Annotated in this window: 19 protein-coding genes, 2 tRNA genes and 2 pseudogenes; 11 read left to right on the forward strand and 12 right to left on the reverse strand. The window is 70.1% G+C overall.

What is annotated here, in order from left to right:
* The first annotated feature begins 304 nt into the window (after positions 1-304).
* Both OG289_RS28260 and OG289_RS28265 read left to right on the forward strand, forming a co-directional pair.
* Positions 305-388: transfer RNA gene (locus OG289_RS28260), tRNA-OTHER, on the forward strand.
* 57 nt (positions 389-445) lie between these two features.
* Positions 446-965: pseudogene (locus OG289_RS28265) on the forward strand (tyrosine-type recombinase/integrase); the annotation flags it as partial.
* Positions 966-1071: 106 nt separating this feature from the next.
* Here the strand turns inward: OG289_RS28265 and OG289_RS28270 are convergent.
* The 3 genes from OG289_RS28270 to OG289_RS28280 form a co-directional block, all read right to left on the reverse strand.
* Positions 1072-1145 (reverse strand) — tRNA-Pro (locus OG289_RS28270).
* A 42-nt stretch (positions 1146-1187) separates the two neighbouring features.
* Positions 1188-1973, reverse strand: a complete 786-nt coding sequence (locus tag OG289_RS28275; RefSeq protein WP_327316856.1) for a Pr6Pr family membrane protein — start codon at positions 1971-1973, stop codon at positions 1188-1190.
* 110 nt (positions 1974-2083) lie between these two features.
* Positions 2084-3010, reverse strand: a complete 927-nt coding sequence (locus OG289_RS28280; RefSeq protein ID WP_327316857.1) for a metallophosphoesterase — start codon at positions 3008-3010, stop codon at positions 2084-2086.
* A 143-nt stretch (positions 3011-3153) separates the two neighbouring features.
* On the opposite strand from OG289_RS28280, the gene OG289_RS28285 reads away from it, so the two are divergent.
* Positions 3154-3618, forward strand: coding sequence for a GatB/YqeY domain-containing protein (locus OG289_RS28285; RefSeq protein ID WP_327316858.1), 465 nt, complete (start codon positions 3154-3156; stop codon positions 3616-3618).
* A 219-nt stretch (positions 3619-3837) separates the two neighbouring features.
* Here the strand turns inward: OG289_RS28285 and OG289_RS28290 are convergent, their stop codons facing one another.
* Entirely contained in the window at positions 3838-6105 is a 2268-nt protein-coding gene (locus OG289_RS28290) for a transglycosylase domain-containing protein (protein WP_327316859.1), read from the reverse strand.
* 407 nt (positions 6106-6512) lie between these two features.
* Between OG289_RS28290 and wblA the strand changes: the two genes are divergently transcribed.
* Complete coding sequence (gene wblA / locus OG289_RS28295) at positions 6513-6851, forward strand: transcriptional regulator WblA (protein ID WP_327320824.1); 339 nt, start codon at positions 6513-6515, stop codon at positions 6849-6851.
* A 31-nt stretch (positions 6852-6882) separates the two neighbouring features.
* Here wblA and OG289_RS28300 read toward each other — a convergent pair whose 3' ends face one another.
* Together OG289_RS28300 and OG289_RS28305 are read right to left on the reverse strand one after the other, a co-directional pair.
* Complete coding sequence (locus tag OG289_RS28300) at positions 6883-8307, reverse strand: ArsA family ATPase (RefSeq protein ID WP_327316860.1); 1425 nt, start codon at positions 8305-8307, stop codon at positions 6883-6885.
* On the reverse strand, positions 8304-9281 hold the full coding sequence (locus tag OG289_RS28305) for an ArsA-related P-loop ATPase (RefSeq protein WP_327316861.1): 978 nt from the start codon (positions 9279-9281) through the stop codon (positions 8304-8306). Before OG289_RS28305 ends, OG289_RS28300 begins: the two co-directional genes overlap by 4 nt.
* A gap of 120 nt (positions 9282-9401) precedes the next feature.
* Here OG289_RS28305 and OG289_RS28310 point away from each other — a divergent pair, with 120 nt between their 5' ends.
* The 4 genes from OG289_RS28310 to OG289_RS28325 all read left to right on the forward strand — a co-directional run bounded on the left by OG289_RS28310 (position 9402) and on the right by OG289_RS28325 (position 12044).
* Entirely contained in the window at positions 9402-9560 is a 159-nt protein-coding gene (locus tag OG289_RS28310) for a DUF4177 domain-containing protein (protein WP_020129281.1), read from the forward strand.
* A complete protein-coding gene (locus OG289_RS28315) occupies positions 9557-10021 on the forward strand; it encodes a RidA family protein (RefSeq protein ID WP_327316862.1) in 465 nt (154 codons plus the stop codon). Before OG289_RS28310 ends, OG289_RS28315 begins: the two co-directional genes overlap by 4 nt.
* A 60-nt stretch (positions 10022-10081) precedes the next feature.
* A complete protein-coding gene (locus OG289_RS28320) occupies positions 10082-10963 on the forward strand; it encodes an NUDIX hydrolase (RefSeq protein ID WP_327316863.1) in 882 nt (293 codons plus the stop codon).
* Between the two features lie 250 nt (positions 10964-11213).
* On the forward strand, positions 11214-12044 hold the full coding sequence (locus OG289_RS28325; protein WP_327316864.1) for an MBL fold metallo-hydrolase: 831 nt from the start codon (positions 11214-11216) through the stop codon (positions 12042-12044).
* 226 nt (positions 12045-12270) lie between these two features.
* Here OG289_RS28325 and OG289_RS28330 read toward each other — a convergent pair.
* Both OG289_RS28330 and OG289_RS28335 read right to left on the reverse strand, forming a co-directional pair.
* Positions 12271-13100 (reverse strand): annotated as a pseudogene (locus tag OG289_RS28330) (nucleotidyltransferase domain-containing protein).
* Between the two features lie 131 nt (positions 13101-13231).
* The gene (locus OG289_RS28335) at positions 13232-13906 is read right to left on the reverse strand and encodes a Crp/Fnr family transcriptional regulator (protein WP_020129286.1); all 675 of its coding nucleotides are present in this window, start codon (positions 13904-13906) and stop codon (positions 13232-13234) included.
* A gap of 328 nt (positions 13907-14234) precedes the next feature.
* Here OG289_RS28335 and nth point away from each other — a divergent pair, with 328 nt between their 5' ends.
* The 3 genes from nth (at position 14235) to OG289_RS28350 (ending at position 17128) form a co-directional block, all read left to right on the forward strand.
* Complete coding sequence (nth, locus tag OG289_RS28340) at positions 14235-15092, forward strand: endonuclease III (protein WP_327316865.1); 858 nt, start codon at positions 14235-14237, stop codon at positions 15090-15092.
* A gap of 127 nt (positions 15093-15219) precedes the next feature.
* A complete protein-coding gene (locus OG289_RS28345) occupies positions 15220-15915 on the forward strand; it encodes an NUDIX hydrolase (RefSeq protein WP_327316866.1) in 696 nt (231 codons plus the stop codon).
* Between the two features lie 13 nt (positions 15916-15928).
* Complete coding sequence (locus OG289_RS28350) at positions 15929-17128, forward strand: MarP family serine protease (RefSeq protein ID WP_327316867.1); 1200 nt, start codon at positions 15929-15931, stop codon at positions 17126-17128.
* Between the two features lie 36 nt (positions 17129-17164).
* Here the strand turns inward: OG289_RS28350 and OG289_RS28355 are convergent, their stop codons facing one another.
* The 4 genes from OG289_RS28355 to nhaA all read right to left on the reverse strand — a co-directional run bounded on the left by OG289_RS28355 (position 17165) and on the right by nhaA (position 20509).
* Positions 17165-17347 (reverse strand): hypothetical protein, encoded by a 183-nt coding sequence (locus tag OG289_RS28355; RefSeq protein ID WP_327316868.1) that lies wholly within the window; start codon positions 17345-17347, stop codon positions 17165-17167.
* A gap of 127 nt (positions 17348-17474) precedes the next feature.
* Positions 17475-18425 (reverse strand): alpha/beta fold hydrolase, encoded by a 951-nt coding sequence (locus tag OG289_RS28360; protein ID WP_327316869.1) that lies wholly within the window; start codon positions 18423-18425, stop codon positions 17475-17477.
* Positions 18422-18910: a phage holin family protein gene (locus OG289_RS28365; RefSeq protein WP_327316870.1), complete on the reverse strand. Its 489-nt coding sequence runs from the start codon at positions 18908-18910 to the stop codon at positions 18422-18424. Before OG289_RS28365 ends, OG289_RS28360 begins: the two co-directional genes overlap by 4 nt.
* Before the next feature lie 114 nt (positions 18911-19024).
* On the reverse strand, positions 19025-20509 hold the full coding sequence (nhaA, locus tag OG289_RS28370) for a Na+/H+ antiporter NhaA (protein ID WP_327316871.1): 1485 nt from the start codon (positions 20507-20509) through the stop codon (positions 19025-19027).
* Positions 20510-20653 lie beyond the last annotated feature (144 nt).

The raw sequence follows: 20653 nt of genomic DNA on the forward strand, positions 1-20653 counted from the left end.
GACAGCCGGTCTCGGCGCTCGACCGCTCAGGCGCGGGCCCAACACGCTTTCCTGCTGTGGTGGTGGGGTGTTGGCTGTGTGCGGGGACGTTCACCTGCGTTCACCTGCGTTCATGGCCGGCCGGCACGGGTGGCAACACCTGCTGACGATCCCGTCTGAACGGCTGTGAACGGGGCTGAATGAGGCGGGAACTGAGAACGGAACTGAGACGGGCGGGTCTGGGGTCTTGGGCGACCCGGCAGGTCCGCGGCCCCGAGGGGGAAATGGGTGGACGCACCGCCATGCAAGTGGATAAGTTCCGTCTGGCCATGCGTCGTCTAGCGGCCCAGGACACGGCACGCGGGTTCGCCCGATGCGGAAACCCCGGTTCGAATCCGGGCGATGGCCACCTCAACTGCACCGCTCCCCAGTGGCGGGATCGGACGAAAGCCCTGGCGTGACGAGGCGGCCAGTCTTTCTGAAGGGTCGGCCGGACTTCGACCCGCCGCAGCCTCCGCACATCGCCGTTTGGCGGTCGGTCCGGCGGAGACGGGGGACACCAGGACTCGGAAGTCCCGGCAGACGCTCGCTCTGCCGGCGCGCTGCGTCGAAGCCCTCTGGCAGCAATTCGAAGATCAGGGCTGGGATCGGCTCGCCGCTGACGAAAAGTGGGAGGAATGCGGCCTGGTCTTCTCCTCAGTCGTGGGCAAGCCGCTCGACGCGGCCAACGTCCGCCGCGCCTTCCGCCAGGCGCTCAAGGACGTCGACGGCATCGACGCCGACGAGTGGACTCCTCGGAGCTCCGGCACAGCTTCGTGTCTCTGCTCTCCGACCGTGGCGTCCCGCTGGAGGAGATCTCCCGGCTCGTCGGGCACTCCGGGACCGCCGTGACCGAGGAGGTCTACCGCAAGCAGATCCGGCCCGTGATCCAGACTGGTGCCGTGGTCATGGACGGCGTCTTCGGAGCCGTCTCACAGCAGCCGTAGGCACGCAGCAAGCACTCACGAATCGATAGTCACGCAGTTGGACACGCAGCAACGCCAGAGGGCCCTTACCTACCCGGTAAGGGCCCTCTGAACTGCTATTCAGCTGTCGGGGTGGCGGGATTTGAACCCACGACCTCTTCGTCCCGAACGAAGCGCGCTGCCAAGCTGCGCTACACCCCGATGTCGCTGCTTGTCCTGCTTGTCGCGGCGACGTCGTTTACTTTAGCCCACTGGTGGCCGCAGACGAAATCCGGTTTTGGCGCGGTGGGTGATCGGGTTGGGGCGGGCGTGGTCGAGCGCCACGAGGAGGACCGCGAGGGCGTAACAGGAGAGGCCGAGGAGGAGGGCGTTGGCGAGGGCGTGCTTGTAGCCGTGGGCCTCGACGTCGAAGAAGGGGTAGAGGTAGCGGCCCGGTGTGCCGGGGTGGATCAGCTGGGCGCGGGCGAGGGAGAACGCCAGGTAGGTCAAGGGGTAGAGCATCCACGTCGCGGCCCGGCGCAGGCGCAGTCGGCCGGGGGCGGTCAGCAGCAGCCAGTCCAGGACGGCGGCCAGTGGCGTCACGGTGTGGAGAAGGTGCCCGGCGATCATGTGCCGGCCGGTGGGGGCGGTCGCCGTGCCGGTCAGGGAGAAGGGGACGGCCGCGTCGGTCAGGAGCAGGTGGTAGACCAGGCCGGTGATCATGACGTAGAGCAGTGCCGCGCCGGTCACGGCGGAGGGGAGGGGGCGGCGGGCCGTCCACGCACGGCGGGCGGACAGCAGCGTGACCAGGGCCAGCAGGATGTTGCTCTGGATCGCGAAATGGCTGAGGACCCGCGGCGGGCTGCCGAGCAGGAGCGCGAGCGTCACGCCCGCGGCCGCCGTCGCGGCCAGCAGTAGACGGAGGACGGCGGCCGACGGGCGGCGTACCGGGGCCACGACCGCCGTGGCGGGGGCGGAGGAGAGCAGGAGCGCGTGGTTCCGCGGAATCGCGGGCAGCTCAGGGAGGTCCCTGGGTATCGGCGCGGTCATGCCCTCACGCTAGGCAAGGGGGGCAAAAGGGGCGATGCGGGTGCGCCGTTCGGGGGACCCCCGCGGCCCCCTCCTTCGGTCCCCTGCCCCTACTCCCTGCTCCCTGCCCCCTATTCCTTTGCGACCAACGTCAACAACGTCACCTCCGGCGGGCACGCGAACCTCACCGGTGTGTAGCGGTTCGCGCCGCAGCCCGCCGAGACGTGGAGGTAGGACGTACGGCCCTCCGCGGTGTGCGTCGACAGACCCTTCACGCGGTCCGTGTCCAGGTCGCAGTTGGTGACCAGGGCGCCGTAGAAGGGGATGCAGATCTGGCCGCCGTGGGTGTGGCCGGCCAGGATCAGGGGGTAGCCGTCCGCCGTGTAGGAGTCCAGGACCCGCAGGTAGGGCGCGTGCACCACGCCCATCGAGAAGTCGGACGACGCCGACGGGCCGCCGGCCACCCGCTCGTAGCGGTCGCGCTTGACGTGCGGGTCGTCCAGGCCCGTCAGCTCCACCGATACGCCCTCGACCTTCAGCATGCCCCGGGTGTTCGTCAGGTTGAGCCAGCCCGCCGCGTCGAAGCCGTCGCGCAGGTCCTCCCACGGGTTGTGGATCACGCCGACCACGGGCGCGTTGCCGTTGAGGCCGTGGCGTCCCTGGACCTTCTCGAGGAGATAGCGAGCGGGATTGCGCGGCTTCGGGCCGTAGTAGTCGTTCGAGCCGAAGACGTACGCGCCCGGGAACTCCATCAGGGGCCCAAGGGCGTCCAGAACCTCGGGTACGCCCTCCGGGTCGGACAGGTTGTCGCCCGTGTTGATCACGAAGTCGGGGCGCAGGCCGGCCAGCGAGCGCAGCCAGCGCTGCTTCTTGCGCTGGCCACCGACCATGTGGATGTCGGAGACCTGCAACACGCGCAGGGGGCGCATTCCGGCGGGGAGGACGGGGACCGTCACCCGTCGGAGGCGGAAGGAGCGGGCCTCGAAACCCGCCGCGTACACCAGACCGGCGGCGCCGGCCGCCGCAATGGACAGAGGTACTCCGTATCGCGCGCGCATACGTCCATCGTGTCAGACGCCGCCGACGCTTCATTCCACGCCACCCCTCGGGCGCCCTTCCCCGCCGCCCTTTCGGCGTCCGTTCCTCACCGCCCTTTAAATGAACGGGCGTCCGGCCGTCCACACCTGCGACAATCAAACCCATGACCACGCTCAAGTCGAAGCTGCACGAAGACCTCAACGCCGCGATCAAGGAGCGCGACGAGCTCCGCTCCGCGACGCTCCGGCTGACGCTCGCCGCGATCACCAAGGAGGAAGTCGCCGGCAAGGAGAAGCGCGAGCTCTCCGACGACGAGGTCCTCAAGGTGATCACCAAGGAGGCGAAGAAGCGCCGGGAGGCGGCCGACGCCTTCGCACAGGGTGGTCGGGCCGAGAGCGCCGAGCGGGAGAAGGCGGAGGGCGAGCTCCTCGCCACGTACCTGCCCAAGCAGCTCAGTGACGAGGAGCTGAACGACATCGTCGCCCAGGCCGTCGAGGAGGCGAAGGCGGCCGGCGCCGAGGGGCCGCGGGCCATGGGTGCGGTCATGAAGATCGTGAACCCGAAGGTGGCCGGCCTGGCGGAGGGCGGCCGCGTCGCCGCCGTCGTCAAGAAGCTGCTCGCGGGCTGACCCGAGCTCCGCACCTCCAGCGGAGGCCCGCCCGGTACACCGGCCGGCCTCCACCACGAACCGGCCCAGCGCTACCGGTCCCGGTACGCCGACCGGCCTGGCGCGCACCGGTCCCCGCACGACGAACGGCCCCTGCCTCTCCGTACGAGGAGAACTCTCCGTACGAGAAGCAGGGGCCGTTCGCCGTGCTCTCACCCATGAAGCCTGCCGGCGGCGATCTCAGCCGCGTCCGCCGCCGTTGCCGTTGCCGTTGGTCTGGCCCTGGAAGAACGTGCCGGTGTCGCCGCTGGACGTGCCGCCGTTCGTCGTGCCGTTGGTGAGCAGGCCGCCGATGAAGCCGTCGTTGTTGCCGTTGGTGTCCCCGGTGCCGCCGTTGCCGTTGTTGTTGTCGTTCTTGTCACCCTTGTCCTTCGCCGGGGGGTTCGGGATGTTGACGAGATTGAAGGACGGGGCTTCCTTGCCCTCGAGCGCGCCGGTCATGGCGTCGCGCCAGATCGGGCCGGGGGTGTCGCCGCCGTAGACCTGTGCGTGGTACACGCCGCCGATGGTGATGTCGGTCATCTCGACCTTCTGGGTGGCGCTGCCGACCCAGACGGCGCCCGCGAGGTTCGGGGTGTAGCCGACGAACCAGGCGTTCTTGCGAGAGTCCGTCGTACCCGTCTTACCGGCGTTCGCGCGGCCGGACAGACCGGCCTCCTTGCCCGTACCGGAGTCGACCACGCCGCTCAGCAGGGTGTTGACGGTGTCCGCGGTCTTCTCGGACATGGCCCGGGAGCACGTCGACTTCGGGACCTCCAGTGACTTCTGCTGGTCGCCGACCTTCTGGGTGATCGACTCGATGGCGATCGGGGTGCAGTACATGCCGCGTGAGGCGAAGGCGGCGTAGGCGGTGGCCATCGTCAGCGGGGAGATGCCCTTGGAACCGAGGGCGATGGCGGGCACCTCGGGGAGCTTGTCGCCGCTGCCCTGCACGACGTGCAGCGCGTCGGTCATCTTCACCACGGGGCACAGACCGATGTCCGAGATCATCTGCACGAAGTAGGTGTTGACCGACTTCTCCATGGCCGTCTTCAGCTGGTACGGCCCCTTCTCGGACTCGCTCTCGTTCTCCAGTTTCTCGTCGTTCGTGTTGACCCACGGCTTGCTGTCACAGGTCTGCACGGGGCTCGGGTACTCCATCTGGTACGGCGACGAGTACTCCTGGGTGGCCGGGCGGCCCTCCTCCAGCGCGGCCGCGGCCACGAAGGGCTTGAACGTCGAACCGGTCGGGAAGCCGTAGTTCGACCCGCCCATGGAGGAGTTGACCGAGTAGTTGTACTCGGTCTCGTTCTTGCCGTAGCCGTAGGGCTTCGACTGGCCCATGCCGAGGATCTTGCCGGTGCCCGGCTCGACCAGGGTGGCGGCCGCGGCGACCTTGTCCGACTTGTAGACGTGGTCCTTGAGCGAGTCCTGGACGGACTTCTGGGACTGCGGTTCGAGCGTCGTACGGATCGTCAGACCGCCCTGGTTCCAGACCTTCGCCCGGTCCTCCTTGGTCTTGCCGAAGACCGGGTCGCTGAGGAAGACGCGCTCCACGTACTTGCAGAAGAAACTGGCGCCCTGGACGGCGCTGATGCAGCCGTTCTTCGGCTGCTTGACCTTCAGCCCCAGCGGGGCCCGCTGAGCCTTGGCTGCCTCGGCCTCGGAGATGTCGCCGACCTCGGCCATGCGCTTCAGCACGACGTTGCGGCGGTTGGTGGCCGTGACGTCGTCCTTGACCGGGTCGTAGACGGTCGGCTGCTGGACGAGGCCGGCCAACAGAGCCGCCTGGGGGAGGGTGAGGTCCTTGGCGTGCGTGGAGAAGTAGCGCTGGGAGGCGGCCTCGACGCCGTAGGCCTGCTCGCCGAAGAACGTGATGTTCAGGTAGTTCTCGAGGATCTTCTTCTTGCCGAGCTCCTCCTCCACCTGGATCGCGTACTTCAGCTCCTTGATCTTGCGGCCGATGGTCTGCTGCTGGGCCTGCGCGACCTTCGTCGGGTCGTCGCCCGCCTCCTCCACGAAGACGTTCTTCACGTACTGCTGGGTGAGCGTCGAGGCACCCTGGGAGACCCCGCTGTTCTGCACGTTCTTGTTGAGCGCGCGCAGGACGCCCTTCAGGTCGACCGCCCCGTGCTCGTAGAAGCGCGAGTCCTCGATCGCGACGATCGCCTTCTGCATGTACGGCGAGATGTTCTTCAGGTCGACGACCGTGCGGTCACGGGAGTAGACCGTGGCGATCTGGCCGCCCTCGGAGTCGAGGATCGTGGTGCGCTGGCTCAGCGGTGGCGTCTTCAGGTTGGCCGGGAGTTCGTCGAACGACTCCACCGACCCCTTGGCGGCCAGGCCCAGCGCGCCGAACGCGGGAAGGGCGATACCGGCCAGCACCGCTCCCGCGAGCACACTGACACCGAGGAACTTGGCGGCCTGCTGCGTTGGCGACAGACCACCGCCCGAGCGCTTTTTTGGCATGAGGGCAGCCTACGTTCTCATTCGCCGGACACGCGTCAATGCCTTGGCCTAAGCTGCTCTCAACTGTCACAGCAGCAGGGCTACGTATCAATACGTCCGGCGACCCCGAATCGTTCCGGAGGTTCCCCAACTTTTTTGGTGGGGGCGTGTCCGAATCCGCCTCGAGTGTCACCCGGCGTCCGTTGTGACCCAAGTGAACTGTCCCGCTTGTCGGGAAAGTCATGTATGTCGCAGGCTCACTCCCCCGGGTGATCTGCCGCTTACCCATAGTCCGTTCGGGCCATTCAAGATTGGGCCCGAAGGGGGTGTTGCGCTGTGCCCACCTTCCGTAACGTCCTCAACTGGCGGCGGTGAATATGCCGCTGCCGCCGTGGGGGAGCCTCGATTCGGGAGAGGACGGCGCCGGTATGGGCTGGGTAACCGACTGGAGTGCGCAGGCCGCCTGCCGCACTACCGATCCGGATGAACTGTTCGTTCAAGGAGCAGCGCAGAACAGGGCCAAGGCGGTGTGCACCGGATGTCCGGTACGCACGGAATGCCTGGCCGACGCGCTCGACAACCGCGTCGAGTTCGGCGTGTGGGGAGGCATGACGGAGCGCGAGCGCCGCGCACTGCTGCGCAGGCGACCGATGGTGACCTCCTGGCGCCGGCTTCTGGAGACGGCGCGTTCGGAGTACGAGCGTGGGGTGGGCATCCTGCCGCTCGACGACGACCAGATCTACGAGAACTACGCAGCGGTGAGCTGAGCCGAGCGGTGAGCTGAGGAGAACCCTCGGCTCAGGCGTCGGCAGCCTCGGGCAGCTCCGGCCGGTTGGCCGCGAGCCGGTTCCCGATGTCCCGCAGCCCCGTGAGGTCATGCACATCGCCGGGCAGCGCGGCCACTTCGGCGACCGCCACCTCGGGGTGGAGCGCGGTGAAGCGGTCACGCGTGCGCTGCTCTCGGGAGAGCAGGTGCATGCGTTCCGCGTGCAGCCTCAACAGGCCTGCGGTGAGGTCGTCGACCGCCCGGTCGCCATCGGCGTCCACGGTCTGCGCCGTGTCGGCTTCCACGGTCCGGTCCGCGGCGGGGGCGTCGCGCTCCGAATCGGGTGCTGGAGATTCGGGTGCTGGAGATTCTGAACTGCCGTACGTGTCGGGAGAGTTACGAAGTCCAGCTTTCCCGCCGTCCTGATCGACAATGCCGGGCTCTTCAAGATTTTCCGCAGCGGCGAGTGCCCGCTCGGCGGACAGCTGGGTGGCGCCGCTGCCGTGGACGCGGTTGAGCACCAGACCGGCCAGCGGCATGTCCTCGGCGGCCAGCCGCTCCACGAAGTACGCGGCCTCCCGCAGCGCGTCCCGCTCGGGAGCCGCCACCACCAGGAACGCCGTGCCGGGCGCCTGGAGGAGCTTGTACGTGGCGTCCGCGCGCGTGCGGAAGCCGCCGAACATCGAGTCCATCGCCGCCACGAACGTCTGCACGTCCTTCAGCAGTTGGCCGCCGAGCAGTTTGCCGAGTGCGCCGGTCATCATCGACATCCCGACGTTCAGGAACTTCATCCCCGCGCGTCCGCCGACCTTGGCGGGCGCGAGCAGGACGCGGATCAACTTGCCGTCCAGGAACGACCCGAGCCGCTTCGGCGCGTCCAGGAAGTCCAGCGCCGAGCGCGACGGCGGGGTGTCGACGACGATCAGGTCCCACTCGGCCCGCGCGCGGAGCTGACCCAGCTTCTCCATCGCCATGTACTCCTGCGTGCCCGCGAAGCCCGCCGAGAGCGACTGGTAGAAGGGGTTGCCCAGGATCGCGGCCGCCCGGTCGGGGTCCGCGTGCGCCTCGACGATCTCGTCGAAGGTGCGCTTCATGTCGAGCATCATCGCGTGCAGTTCGCCGTCCCCCTCGACGCCCTTGACGCGGCGCGGGGTGTTGTCGAGCGAGTCGATGCCCATGGACTGCGCGAGCCGGCGCGCCGGGTCGATGGTGAGGACCACCACCTTGCGGCCGCGCTCGGCCGCCCTGAGCCCCAGCGCCGCCGCCGTGGTCGTCTTGCCGACCCCGCCCGAGCCGCAGCAGACCACGATGCGGGTCGCCGGGTCGTCGAGCAGCGGATCGAGGTCGAGCACGGGCGCGGGGGAGAGGCGGTGCAGGGTACTGCCCTTGCCGTGGGCCTTGCCGTGGCCCTTGCCGTGGGTCGTGCTTCCCTCGTCGTGAGCCTGGTCCGGACTCATGCGATCCCCTGCTTCCGCAGTTCGGTGGCGAGTTGGTACAGGCCCGCGAGGTCGAGGCCCTCGGCGAGCAGCGGCAGTTCGTGCAGCGGCAGGTCCAGTTCGCCCAGGACCACGCGCTGCTCGTGCTCCAGCGCGTACCGCTCGGCGTACTCCCCGGCCTGCTTCAGGAGCGGATCCACCAGGCGCTCGGCGTGCCCGCCGCGTCGCGCCCCGCCGAGCCCGGCGGCGGACAACGACCGGGCAACAGAGGAACGCGTCACGGTCCGGACGAGTTCCAGCCCGTCCTCGTCCAGCACCTCGGGCCGCACCATGTTGACGATGACCCGCCCCACCGGCAGTTTCGCCGCCCGCAACTCAGCGATGCCGTCGGCGGTCTCCTGGACCGGCATCTCCTCCAGCAGCGTCACCAGGTGCACGGCCGTCTCCGACGACTTCAGCACCCGCATCACGGCCTGCGCCTGATTGTGTATGGGGCCGATCCTGGCCAGCCCGGCAACCTCGTCGTTGACGTTCAGGAAGCGGGTGACGCGGCCCGTGGGCGGGGCGTCCATGACGACGTAGTCGTACACGAACCGCCCGCCTCTGTCCTTCCTGCGCACCGCCTCGCACGCCTTGCCGGTGAGGAGCACGTCCCTCAGGCCGGGGGCGACGGTGGTGGCGAAGTCGATGGCGCCCAGCTTCTTCAGGGCCCGTCCGGCGCCCCCCAGTTTGTAGAACATCTGGAGGTAGTCCAGAAGGGCCAGTTCGGGGTCGATGGCGAGGGCGTACACCTCACCGCCCCCCGGGGCGACGGCGATCTTGCGTTCCTCATAGGGCAACGCCTCCGTCTCGAAGAGCTGCGCGATGCCCTGCCGGCCCTCCACCTCGACGAGAAGCGTGCGCTTCCCTGCCGTGGCGAGGGCCAGCGCGAGGGCCGCGGCGACCGTCGTCTTACCGGTCCCGCCCTTGCCACTGACGACCTGGAGCCTGCTCACGTCTTCGAGCGTAACCAGTCGGCGCCCGAGGCAATCGGGAGGCTGTGGACAACGGGGTCGGCAATCGGCCACATGGCCTGTGGAACAGGCCCTCGGGCAACAGCGGATACAGTCGGCCCCATGACCAAGTGGGAATACGCAACCGTGCCGCTGCTCGTCCACGCCACGAAGCAGATTCTGGACACCTGGGGCGAGGACGGCTGGGAACTCGTCCAGGTCGTGCCCGGCCCGAACAACCCGGAGCAGCTCGTCGCCTACCTGAAGCGGGCGAAGGCGTGAGCGCGGTCGAGGCGAGGCTCGCCGAGCTGGGGCTGACCCTGCCGGCGGTCGTGCCGCCGCTCGCGGCGTACCAGCCCGCCGTGCAGTCCGGCCCGTACGTGTACACGTCCGGCCAGCTGCCCATGGTGGACGGCAAGCTGCCGGTCACCGGCAAGGTCGGCGCCGAGGTCACCCCCGAGGAGGCCAAGGAGCTGGCCCGCACCTGCGCGCTGAACGCCCTGGCCGCCGTCAAGTCGGTCGCGGGCGATCTGGACCGCATCGCGCGCGTGGTGAAGGTCGTCGGCTTCGTGGCGTCGGCCGCCGACTTCACCGGCCAGCCCGCCGTCCTCAACGGCGCGAGCGAGCTGCTGGGCGAGGTCCTCGGCGACAAGGGCGTGCACGCGCGCAGCGCGGTGGGCGTCGCGGTGCTGCCGCTGGACGCGCCGGTGGAGGTCGAGATCCAGGTCGAGCTCGTCCCGTAGGCGCGCTCTGACCTCGGGAACCTCTCGAACATTCGCGCACCACGGGATAGCCTCGCGCCCATGGCGAATGGGCAGTGGTTTCCCCAGGACTGGCCGGAACGCATCCGCGCGCTCACGGACGGCACCCTCACTCCGGTCGCCCCGAAGCGCGCGGCCACCGTCATGCTCCTGAAGGACACCGACGGTGGCGGCCCCGTCGTCCACATGCTGCGCAGACGCGCCTCCATGGCCTTCGCCGGAGGCGCGTACGCCTATCCCGGCGGCGGCGTCGACCCCCGCGACGACGACCTTCAATTCCGCTGGGCGGGCCCCACGCGCGCGTGGTGGGCCGAGAGGCTCGGCGTCGACGAGACGGCGGCCCAGGCGATCGTCTGCGCGGCCGTGCGCGAGACCTACGAGGAGGCCGGCGTCCTGCTCGCGGGGCCGACCCCCGACTCCGTCGTCGGCGACACCACAGGCGCCGACTGGGAGGCCGACCGGGCCGCGGTGGCCGCCCGTGACCTGTCGTTCGCCGAGTTCCTCGACCGCCGCGGCCTGGTCCTGCGCTCCGACCTCCTCGGCGCCTGGACGCGCTGGATCACCCCGGAGTTCGAGCCCCGCCGCTACGACACCTGGTTCTTCGTGGCCGCGCTCCCCGCAGGTCAGCGCACCCGCAACGCCTCCACGGAGGCCGACCGCACGGTGTGGATCCGCCCGTCCGACGCGGCGGCCTCGTACGACAAGGGCGAGCTGTTGATGATGCCGCCCACCATCGCGACACTGCGCCGGCTCGCCCCGTACGCCACGGCCGCCGAGGCGCTCGCCGCGGCAGCCGACCGCGACCTGACCCCCGTCCTGGCTGAGGCCCGCCTGGAGGACGGCGAGGTCGTGCTGTCCTGGCCCGGGCACGACGAGTTCACCAAGCACATCCCCATCGGGACGACGGGCGCGGGATCCGTATGACGGGCGCTGTGGGCACTACGAGCCTGGCGGGTGCTACGGGCGTCCATGAGCGGGTAGACGGGAACGGGGGCGGGAGCGGTCTTCCTGGCCGGTCGCGCGGCGGAGAATCGATCCTCCGCGCGCCCCATGCGCGCCAGGCACCACGCCCGCCCCTCGCGCCCCACGCACCGCTTGGAGCACTTCCGCGAGCCGTACCCGTCGCCGGTCGCCGAAGTGCCTTTCAGCCCAGCCCGACGGAAGGCTCCCCCGCATGACCGACGCAGCCGCCCTCCCCGGCCAGCCTCGAGGCGGAGTCCTCTCGGGCCCCGCCACTCCGCGCGCGGTCAACGTCCTCGCGCCGAACGCCTCCGCGATGACCCTGGACGGCACGAACACCTGGATCGTCTCCGAGCCCGACTCCGAGCTGGCGGTCGTGATCGATCCGGGCCCGCTGGACGACGGCCATCTGCGCGCGGTCGTCGACACCGCCGAGCGGGCGGGCAAGCGCGTCGCCCTGACTCTGCTGACCCACGGCCATCCCGACCACGCCGAGGGCGCCGTCCGCTTCGCCGGGCTGACCGGCACGAAGGTGCGGGCCCTGGACCCGGCGCTGCGGCTGGGGGAGGAGGGCCTGGGCGCCGGGAACGTGATCACCGTGGGCGGCCTGGAGCTGCGGGTCGTCCCGACGCCCGGCCACACCGCCGACTCCCTGTGCTTCCACCTCCCGGCCGACCGGGCCGTCCTGACCGGCGACACGATCCTGGGACGCGGCACGACCGTCGTGGCGCACCCTGACGGCCGTCTGGGCGACTACCTGGACTCCCTGCGCCGGCTGAGGTCCCTCACGGTCGACGACGGCGTCCACACCGTCCTCCCGGGCCACGGGCCCGTCCTGGAGGACGCCCAGGGCGCCGTCGAGTTCTACCTCGCCCACCGCGCCCATCGCCTCGCCCAGGTCGAGACGGCCGTCGAGGACGGCTTCCGCACCCCTGCCGAGGTCGTCGCCCACGTGTACGCCGACGTCGACCGCTCCCTGTGGCCGGCGGCGGAGCTGTCGGTACGGGCCCAGCTGGAGTACCTGACCGAACACGGGCTCATCTAGTGCCGTGACAGGCGACGTTCGCCCCGTCGCGACGGGGCGGCACGCTCCCCCACTGCCTCACGGGCGTGGGAGGTGCCCCCACTCGCCGCACCGGCCGAAGACCCAGGTACAGGTACGTCCAGTACGAGGGCCTTCGGCCGGCACTCCCCCAGCCTTCGGCCGGGGGGACCCCCAGAGCACGCACCGGACGCCGCTCCTTCACGGGCGAACGGTGCCTGCCACGGCACTAGTCCGTCTCTTCGGGACGCGGGGCTTTGACGCCGTGCACGCGCGCGTACTCCTCCGCAAGCCAGGGGCCGAGGTCGTCGACGTACGACCGCAGGAGGTCCAGGTCCCCCTCGGGTCGTAGCCGCGGACGGCCGCCGCCCGCACCTGCTCCGCGCGCGCGGGGTAGTAGGCGCCGAACGCCTCCGCCATCTCGTGCAGGTCGCTCGTCCAGCCGTTCCAGCGGGGCATGACGAGCGTGAACGCGGTGCGCACGAGGCGCCGGGACATGAACCGGACGAGAGGCCGCCGGGCCTCCTCGGAGTCGTCCGCCGAGGAGACGCGGTCGCGCCAGCGCGGCAGGAGCAGGGCGAGGTCGCCGTTGGTCTCGCGGGCGAGCAGCGAGTCGGGACGGTAGCGGGGCAGGTGCACGGCCAGGTCCTCGCCGAGCAGCGGTGTGCACAGGCAGGCCAGGAACCACCCCAGGTCGTGCCGCTCCAGCTCGCTCAGCACGCGCGCGTGGCCGACGAGAAGCGTTCCGCCGCCGTCGATCTGGGGGAACTCCTTGTCGAGGGCCTCGTCGAGCGCCCGTCCGCAGGCCCGGTCCGCGTCGGCCGGCTCCTCGTGCAGGACGACCAGGAGGTCCAGGTCGCTGCGGCCCACGCGCGCGGTGCCACGCGGGATCGACCCGTAGAGGTACGCGCTGTGCAGCCGGGCTCCGAAGAGATCCAGGATCCGGTCCCGAGCCGCCGCGACGACGGGCCGGAACGCGTGCGGCACGCGCGCGAGTGAGCCTTCGCGGGCGATGTGGCCCTGGGAGTCGAGTCCTCTGGAGGGAACCGTTTCAGCCATGGGACAACTGTGCCGGCCACAGTCCGTCCGGCGATCGAGGACGAGGCCCCTCAAGGGCCGAAGCGGGGGCCCGGGGGCGGCAGCCCCCAGTGACGGTCACACCGACCGACCGACCTCACCTCGGCCAGCGCCTAGCGCGACCGCTTGGCCAGCCGCTCCACGTCCAGCAGGATGACCGCCCGCGCCTCCAGGCGCAGCCACCCGCGCTGGGCGAAGTCCGCAAGCGCCTTGTTCACGGTCTCGCGCGACGCGCCGACGAGCTGGGCCAGCTCCTCCTGCGTCAGGTCGTGGACGACGTGGATGCCCTCCTCGGACTGCACGCCGAAGCGGCGCGAGAGGTCCAGCAGGGCGCGGGCCACGCGGCCGGGGACGTCCGAGAAGACCAGGTCGGACATGGCGTCGTTGGTCTTGCGCAGGCGCCGGGCGACGGCGCGCAGCAGCGCGGTGGCCACCTCGGGGCGGGCGTTCAGCCAGGGCTGGAGGTCGCCGTGGCCGAGGCCGAGCAGCTTGACCTCGGTGAGGGCGGTGGCCGTCGCCGTGCGCGGGCCCGGGTCGAAGAGCGACAGCTCGCCGATGAGCTCGCTGGGGCCCACCACGGCCAGCATGTTCTCCCGGCCGTCCGGGGACGTGCGGTGGAGCTTGACCTTGCCCTCGGTGACGACGTAGAGCCGGTCGCCCGGGTCGCCCTCATGGAACAGGGAGTCGCCACGGGCCAGGGTCACCTCGCTCATGGAGGCGCGCAGTTCTGCGGCCTGCTCGTCGTCGAGAGCCGCGAAGAGCGGGTTGCGCCGCAGGACGTCGTCCACGAGTTCTCTCCTTGTCGACCTGCTCAGGGGATCTTGCTCCCCGCTTACCAGGGGACCGTGTTCCCCATTTTGCCGGACGGTCCAAACAGTGTGATCTGTCACAAGGATGCCGCACACGTGTCCCGAGGTAAGCGGCAGGGGTCCAATTGGGGGCTGATCTACAGGGTCCGGGGCGGATGTCGGTGCCGGGCTTTAGGCTGGCCGGGTGTCCAAATCGCCGGTGAGAGCACAGGCCAAGGGGGCTGGACGGGTGGTTGTACGTCGCGTTTCCGCTGTGGGCGAACAGGACTCCGGCGGTGGTAGGAAAACGGCAAAGGTGACAAAAGAGATGCCTGCGAAGAAAGCGGCCGACGCCGGGAAGACGGCCGCCGTCAAGAAGACAGCGGCCGTCAAGAAGACAGCGGCCGGGAAGTCCGAGTCGCGTACCGCCCTCGTCCGCCGTGCCCGCCGCATCAACCGTGAACTCGCCGAGGTCTACCCCTACGCCCACCCCGAGCTGGACTTCGAGAACCCCTTCCAGCTGGTGGTCGCCACGGTCCTGTCCGCTCAGACCACCGACCTCCGGGTGAATCAGACGACCCCGGGCCTCTTCGCCAAGTACCCCACCCCCGAGAACCTGGCTTCCGCCAACCCGGAGGAGGTCGAGGAGATCCTCCGCCCCACGGGCTTCTTCCGGGCCAAGACGAAGTCGGTGATGGGCCTCTCCAAGGCCCTGGTGGAGGAGTTCGGCGGCGAGGTCCCAGGCCGGCTCGAGGACCTGGTCAAGCTGCCCGGCGTCGGCCGCAAGACGGCCTTCGTGGTACTGGGGAACGCGTTCGGCCGGCCCGGGATCACCGTGGACACGCACTTCCAGCGGCTCGTACGGCGCTGGCAGTGGACCGAGGAGACCGAGCCCGACAAGATCGAGGCCGCCGTCGGCGCGCTCTTCCCCAAGAGCGAGTGGACGATGCTCTCGCACCACGTGATCTTCCACGGCCGCCGTATCTGTCACGCCCGCAAGCCCGCCTGCGGCGCCTGCCCCATCGCCCCGATCTGCCCGGCGTACGGCGAGGGCGAGACGGACCCGGAGAAGGCGAAGAAGCTCCTGAAGTACGAGAAGGGCGGTTTCCCGGGCCAGCGCCTGAACCCGCCCCAGTCCTACCTGGACGCGGGCGGCAGGCCGGCCCAGCCGCTGGGGGCCGGATGACGGAGGGGTCGACGGCGGTGCAGCCTGTCGTACGCGTACGAACGACCGGGAGGCGGTCCGCGGAACGAGCGGAACGATCTGTCGGTACTCGGGCGTTGGACTTGGCAGAACGGGGGGTGGTGTGGCGATGACGCGCGCGAGCAATACCCAGGGCGGTCCGGTGACGCTCAGCAAGGAGGGCATGCCCGCCTGGCTGGACCCGGTGGTGCACGCGGTGGAAACCGTCCAGCCGCTCCAGCTCAGCCGCTTCCTGCCCCCGGAGAACGGCGCGGGGCGACAGTCGGCCGTCCTGATCCTGTTCGGCGAGGGTGAGCGCGGCCCCGAGCTGCTGCTCATGGAGCGCGCGAGCTCCCTGCGCTCCCACGCGGGCCAGCCCTCCTTCCCGGGCGGCGCCCTCGACCCGCAGGACGGCGACCCGCACGGTGACGGGCCGCTGCGGGCCGCGCTGCGCGAGGCAGAGGAGGAGACCGGCCTCGATCCGTCCGGCGTCCAGCTCTTCGGTGTGCTGCCCAAGCTGTACATCCCGGTCAGCGGCTTCGTCGTCTCCCCCGTTCTGGGCTGGTGGCGCGAGCCGAGCCCGGTGGGCGTCGTCGATCCCGGCGAGACGGCCCGCGTCTTCACGGTCCCCGTGGCGGATCTCACGAACCCGGACAACCGGGCCACGACCGTGCACCCCAGCGGCCATCGCGGCCCGGCATTCCTGGTCGAATCCGCCCTTGTGTGGGGGTTCACGGCCGGCGTGATCGACCGTCTGCTGCACTTCGCGGGCTGGGAGCACCCCTGGGACCGAGAGAAGCAGGTCCCGCTCGACTGGCGGTCATGACAGGGTGTCGTTCGTGAATGTGCTGGACATCCTGTTGCTGGTCGCGGCCGTCTGGTTCGCGGTCGTCGGCTACCGCCAGGGCTTCGTCGTCGGCATCCTGTCGGTGATCGGCTTCCTGGGCGGCGGTCTCGTCGCCGTCTACCTGCTGCCCGTGATCTGGGACGCCCTGACCGACAACTCCGAGGTGAGTACCACGGCCGCCGTCGTCGCGGTCATCGTCGTGATCGTCTGTGCCTCGGTCGGGCAGGCCCTCACCACCCACCTCGGCAACAAGCTGCGCCGGTACATCACCTGGTCCCCGGCCCGCGCGCTGGACGCGACGGGCGGCGCGCTGGTCAACGTCGTGGCGATGCTGCTGGTGGCGTGGTTGATCGGGTCCGCGCTCGCCGGCACCACCCTGCCCACCCTGGGCAAGGAGGTTCGTAGCTCCAAGGTGCTGCACGGGGTGTCCGAGGCGCTGCCCGACCAGGCCGACACCTGGTTCGCCGACTTCTCCTCCGTCCTCGCGCAGAACGGCTTCCCGCAGGTCTTCAGCCCGTTCTCCAACGAGCCGATCACCGATGTCCAGCCGCCCGACCCGGCCCTCGCGAACAGTCCGGTGGCCAAGCGCGCGCAGCGCTCCATCGTCAAGGTCATGGGTACCGCGGAGAGCTGCGGCAAGGTCCTGGAGGGCACCGGCTTCGTCTTCGGCGAGCGCCGCGTCATGACCAACGCGCACGTCGTGGGCGGGGTCGACGAACCGACCGTCCAGATAGGCGGAGAGGGCCGCAAGTACGACGCCACCGTCGTCCTGTACGACTGGAAGCGCGACATCGCGATCCTTGACGTACCGGATCTCGACGCGCCCGCGCTGCAGTTCACCACCGAGGACGCGGCGAGCGGTGACGACGCGATCGTCGCCGGGTTCCCGGAGAACGGGTCGTACGACGTCCGTGCCGCGCGCGTACGCGGTCGCATCACGGCCAACGGCCCGGACATCTACCACCGCACCACCGTGCGCCGCGACGTGTACTCGCTGTACGCGACCGTCCGTCAGGGCAACTCCGGAGGCCCGCTGCTCACCACCGACGGCAAGGTGTACGGCGTGGTCTTCGCGAAGTCCCTCGACGACGCCGACACCGGCTACGCCCTCAGCGCGGACGAGATCCAGCAGGACATCGCCGCGGGGCGCACCGCGGGCCAGCAGGTGGACAGCGACAGCTGCGCCCTCTAGGACCACGCCCTGGCCCCCGGCGGGGAGCTCAGGGGGTCAGCCTCGCGGGTGACGCAAGCGGACCGAGACCCAGCGGGCTCGGCGGCGCAGGATGCGCGGGATGCCCACCCGGAGGTCAGAACCCTGCAGTTGCGGGTCGGCACCTCGTTGGTGGGGGCTCAGGCCACTGGCCGAGCGGCGGTTGCGTGCTGCGTCACTGTAGTCGTGCGTCCAGCCCATACCCCGACGTCTGCCCCTGCCCCAAGGTCGATAACCGCCCTCGGGCCCGCCAATTGGCCTATGCGCCGGGCATTTGGCTGTTCGCTGTACAGGCGTTCAGGTCCGGATACCGGGCGCGATGACTCGGTCACCGATCGGGTTCGGGATCCTTCAGCCAATTGACCAGTTCGGTGGAGAAAGCGACCGGATCCTCCTCATGAGGGAAGTGTCCGAGGCCGTCGAACAGCCGCCAGCGGTACGGCGCTTCGACGTACTCGCCGGAGCCGGCCGCACTGCGGGTGCGCATCACCGGATCGAGGGAGCCGTGCAAGTGGAGCGTGGGCACGCGCACGGGCCGCTTCATGCGCCGGTAGAACTGGACGCCGTCCGGACGGGCCAACGAGCGCACCAGCCAGCGGTACGGCTCCACCGAGCAGTGCGCCGTGGACGGGATGCACATCGCGCGCCGGTACGTCTCCACCGCCTCGTCCTCCGGCAGCCGCGGCCCGGACCAGTCCCGGATCAGCCGGCCCACCAGTTCGCCGTCGTCGGCGGTGAGCTGCCGCTCGGGGATCCAAGGCCGCTGGAACCCCCAGATGTGGGAACTCGCGGACGTCTGCCGGACGTCGGCGAGCATCGCCGAGCGCCAGCGCCGGGGATGTGGCATGGAGGAGACGGCGAGCCGCCGCACGAGCTTGGGGCGCATCACGGCCGCAGTCCACGCCAGATAGCCGCCGAGGTCGTGGCCGACCAGCGCGGCGTCCGGCTCGCCGAGGGAGCGGATCACACCGGTGATGTCGAGGGCGAGGTTGGCCGGGTCGTAGCCGCGCGGCGTACGGTCGCTGCCGCCCACGCCCCGCAGGTCCATCGCGACGGCCCGGAAGCCCGCGTCGGCCAACGCGACCAGTTGGTGCCGCCAGGTCCACCAGAACTGAGGGAAACCGTGGACGAGCATGACCAGCGGACCGTCGCCCAGCTCCGCGATGTGGAACCGCGCGCCGTTCGCGGCGACCTCGCGGTGGGTGACCTGCACGCCGCAGACGGCGTCCGGCCGTACGACCGAAGCGGGCTGGGCCGGGGGAGTGGCGGGGTCCGTCATGACGACGAGCGTCCCACAGCCTCGATGGCCTCCGGGACCCGATTCTGCGGGAGCTCGGGCCGCGGGTGCGGTTTGGCGTTCTGCAGGACGCCCGCCGACTCCTTCATGGACGCCGCGACCTTCTGCGGGCCCTTGCCCTTCTGCGCCTTCTTCGCGAAGACCACGCCGATCAGCACCAGGACGAGCGCGACGAGCACGTTCGCGGCGAACGACAGCAGGAAGCAGATCGCGAGGTTCCAGTCGCTCCAGGTCCGGATGCCGTACGCCAGTGCGAAGTTCAGCATCGGCAGGGAGAACAGCAGGACCGCGCCGGCCACCGTGAACGCGCCGCCGCTGGTCGCACCGCGCTTGACGTCCTGCTTCAGCTGCGCCTTCGCCAGCGCGATCTCGTCGTGCACCAGCGCCGACAATTCGGTCGTCGCCGAGGCGAACAGCTGGCCGATGCTGCGTTCGGCGCCGACCGGGGTGCCGTCGGGTGCGCTCATCGCGTTCTCCCTCTTCTGCTGCTGTTTGTGCTGCTGCGTGTTTCCGGCTGCTGTGCCGCTTGGGCTGCCGTACTACTGCGCTGCTTCTGGATTCTTTTGTACCGTCCCGTCAGATCATGCCGGACGGTCGCCCTCCTCGCCCGCCCCGCCCGCCACTTCCGCAAGCCCCTGGCGCGTGTCGGCCTCGTCCTGGGCGGTCCGCCGGGTGATCTCGTCGGCGATCCGGCGGTGCTCGGCGGCCTTGCGGTCGAGGATCTCCGCCATGCGCCGGTGGTACGCCGGGTCGTCCTGCTCGTAGACGTCCGGGATGCCGTCGAGGTCCTCGTCGCGCTCCTCCGCCTCGCACATCCGGCGGTACTTGGCGTTGCGCAGCTTCAGCAGGACCGTCGCCAGGGTCGCCGCGATCAGCGAGCCCAACAGGACGGCGGCCTTGACCTCGTCGGTGAGGGTCAGGTCGCCCTCGAAGGCGAGCTCCCCGATCAGCAGCGAGACGGTGAAGCCGATGCCCGCGAGGCACGCGACGGCGAAGACGTCCGCCCAGGCGAGGTCCTCGCTGAGCGAGGCGCGGGTGAAGCGGGCGGTCAGCCAGGTCCCGCCGAAGATGCCGATCGTCTTGCCGACGACGAGACCGAGGACGACGCCCAGGGTCTCCGGCTTGGTGAACACGTCCCCAAGCGCGCCGCCCGAGATCACCACACCGGCGTTGAACAGAGCGAACAGTGGCACCGCGAGACCGGCGGAGAGCGGCCGGACAAGGTGCTCGATCCGCTCGCCCGGGGAGTGCTCCTCGCCCTCGCGCGTCGTGCAGCGCAGCATCAGGCCCATCGCGACACCGGCGATCGTGGCGTGGACGCCGCTGTTGTACATCAGCGCCCAGATCACGAGCGCGAGCGGAACGTAGACGTACCAGCCGCGTACGCCTTTGCGCAGCAGCAGCCAGAAGACGACGAGTCCGACGACCGCGCCGCCCAGCGCCGCGAGGTTGATGGTGCTGGTGAAGAAGACCGCGATGATCAGGATCGCGAACAGGTCGTCGACGACGGCGAGGGTGAGCAGGAAGGCGCGCAGCGCGCTCGGCAGGGACGTGCCGATGACCGCGAGGACGGCGAGCGCGAACGCGATGTCGGTGGCCGTGGGCACGGCCCAACCGTCGAGGGAGCCGCCGCCGGTGAGGCTGGTCAGCGTGTAGACGAGCGCTGGCGCGACCATCCCGCACAGTGCGGCCACCACGGGCAGCGCGGCGGCCCTGGGGTCCTTGAGATCACCGGCCACCAGCTCGCGCTTGAGCTCGATGCCGGCGACGAAGAAGAAGACCGCGAGGAGGCCGTCGGCCGCCCAGTGCGCCACGGACAGGTTCAGGCCCAGGGCGTCAGGCCCGAAGTGGAAGTGGCTGACGCTCTCGTAGCTGTCGTGCAGCGCGGGGACGTTCGCCCAGACCAGCGCGGCGACGGCGGCCACGAGCAGCAGCACACCGCCGACGGTCTCGGTACGCAGCGCTTCCGCGACGAAGTTCCGCTCGGGGAGGGACAGCCGCCCGAGGACCTTGCGGGGAGGGGGAGCGGGGGCGGAGGTGGGGGCCGGGGTGCGGGGCGCGGACACGGTGGGGGCCTCCGGTCGGTGGGCAGGACTGAGCACATGCCGACCAGACTTCCCGGCGCACCTTTTTGTTTAGTCTACCTAAAGTGCACGGGGAGGAATCCGGCGATTCCTACGTTAGGTGCGAAAAGGGCACCCGGCGCGCCT

Source organism: Streptomyces sp. NBC_01235, assembly GCF_035989285.1.
In the GTDB taxonomy this organism is placed as follows: Bacteria; Actinomycetota; Actinomycetes; order Streptomycetales; family Streptomycetaceae; genus Streptomyces.

What these genes read in the sequence shown, in the direction of transcription:
- OG289_RS28275 (WP_327316856.1), bottom strand. Translation starts at nt 1,973, where the DNA reads ATGACCGCGCCGATACCCAGGGACCTCCCTGAGCTGCCCGCGATTCCG.
- OG289_RS28280 (WP_327316857.1), bottom strand. Translation starts at nt 3,010, where the DNA reads ATGCGCGCGCGATACGGAGTACCTCTGTCCATTGCGGCGGCCGGCGCC.
- OG289_RS28285 (WP_327316858.1), top strand. Translation starts at nt 3,154, where the DNA reads ATGACCACGCTCAAGTCGAAGCTGCACGAAGACCTCAACGCCGCGATC.
- OG289_RS28290 (WP_327316859.1), bottom strand. Translation starts at nt 6,105, where the DNA reads ATGCCAAAAAAGCGCTCGGGCGGTGGTCTGTCGCCAACGCAGCAGGCC.
- wblA (WP_327320824.1), top strand. Translation starts at nt 6,513, where the DNA reads ATGGGCTGGGTAACCGACTGGAGTGCGCAGGCCGCCTGCCGCACTACC.
- OG289_RS28300 (WP_327316860.1), bottom strand. Translation starts at nt 8,307, where the DNA reads ATGAGTCCGGACCAGGCTCACGACGAGGGAAGCACGACCCACGGCAAG.
- OG289_RS28310 (WP_020129281.1), top strand. Translation starts at nt 9,402, where the DNA reads ATGACCAAGTGGGAATACGCAACCGTGCCGCTGCTCGTCCACGCCACG.
- OG289_RS28320 (WP_327316863.1), top strand. Translation starts at nt 10,082, where the DNA reads ATGGCGAATGGGCAGTGGTTTCCCCAGGACTGGCCGGAACGCATCCGC.
- OG289_RS28325 (WP_327316864.1), top strand. Translation starts at nt 11,214, where the DNA reads ATGACCGACGCAGCCGCCCTCCCCGGCCAGCCTCGAGGCGGAGTCCTC.
- nth (WP_327316865.1), top strand. Translation starts at nt 14,235, where the DNA reads ATGCCTGCGAAGAAAGCGGCCGACGCCGGGAAGACGGCCGCCGTCAAG.
- OG289_RS28345 (WP_327316866.1), top strand. Translation starts at nt 15,220, where the DNA reads ATGACGCGCGCGAGCAATACCCAGGGCGGTCCGGTGACGCTCAGCAAG.
- OG289_RS28355 (WP_327316868.1), bottom strand. Translation starts at nt 17,347, where the DNA reads ATGGGCTGGACGCACGACTACAGTGACGCAGCACGCAACCGCCGCTCG.
- OG289_RS28360 (WP_327316869.1), bottom strand. Translation starts at nt 18,425, where the DNA reads ATGACGGACCCCGCCACTCCCCCGGCCCAGCCCGCTTCGGTCGTACGG.
- OG289_RS28365 (WP_327316870.1), bottom strand. Translation starts at nt 18,910, where the DNA reads ATGAGCGCACCCGACGGCACCCCGGTCGGCGCCGAACGCAGCATCGGC.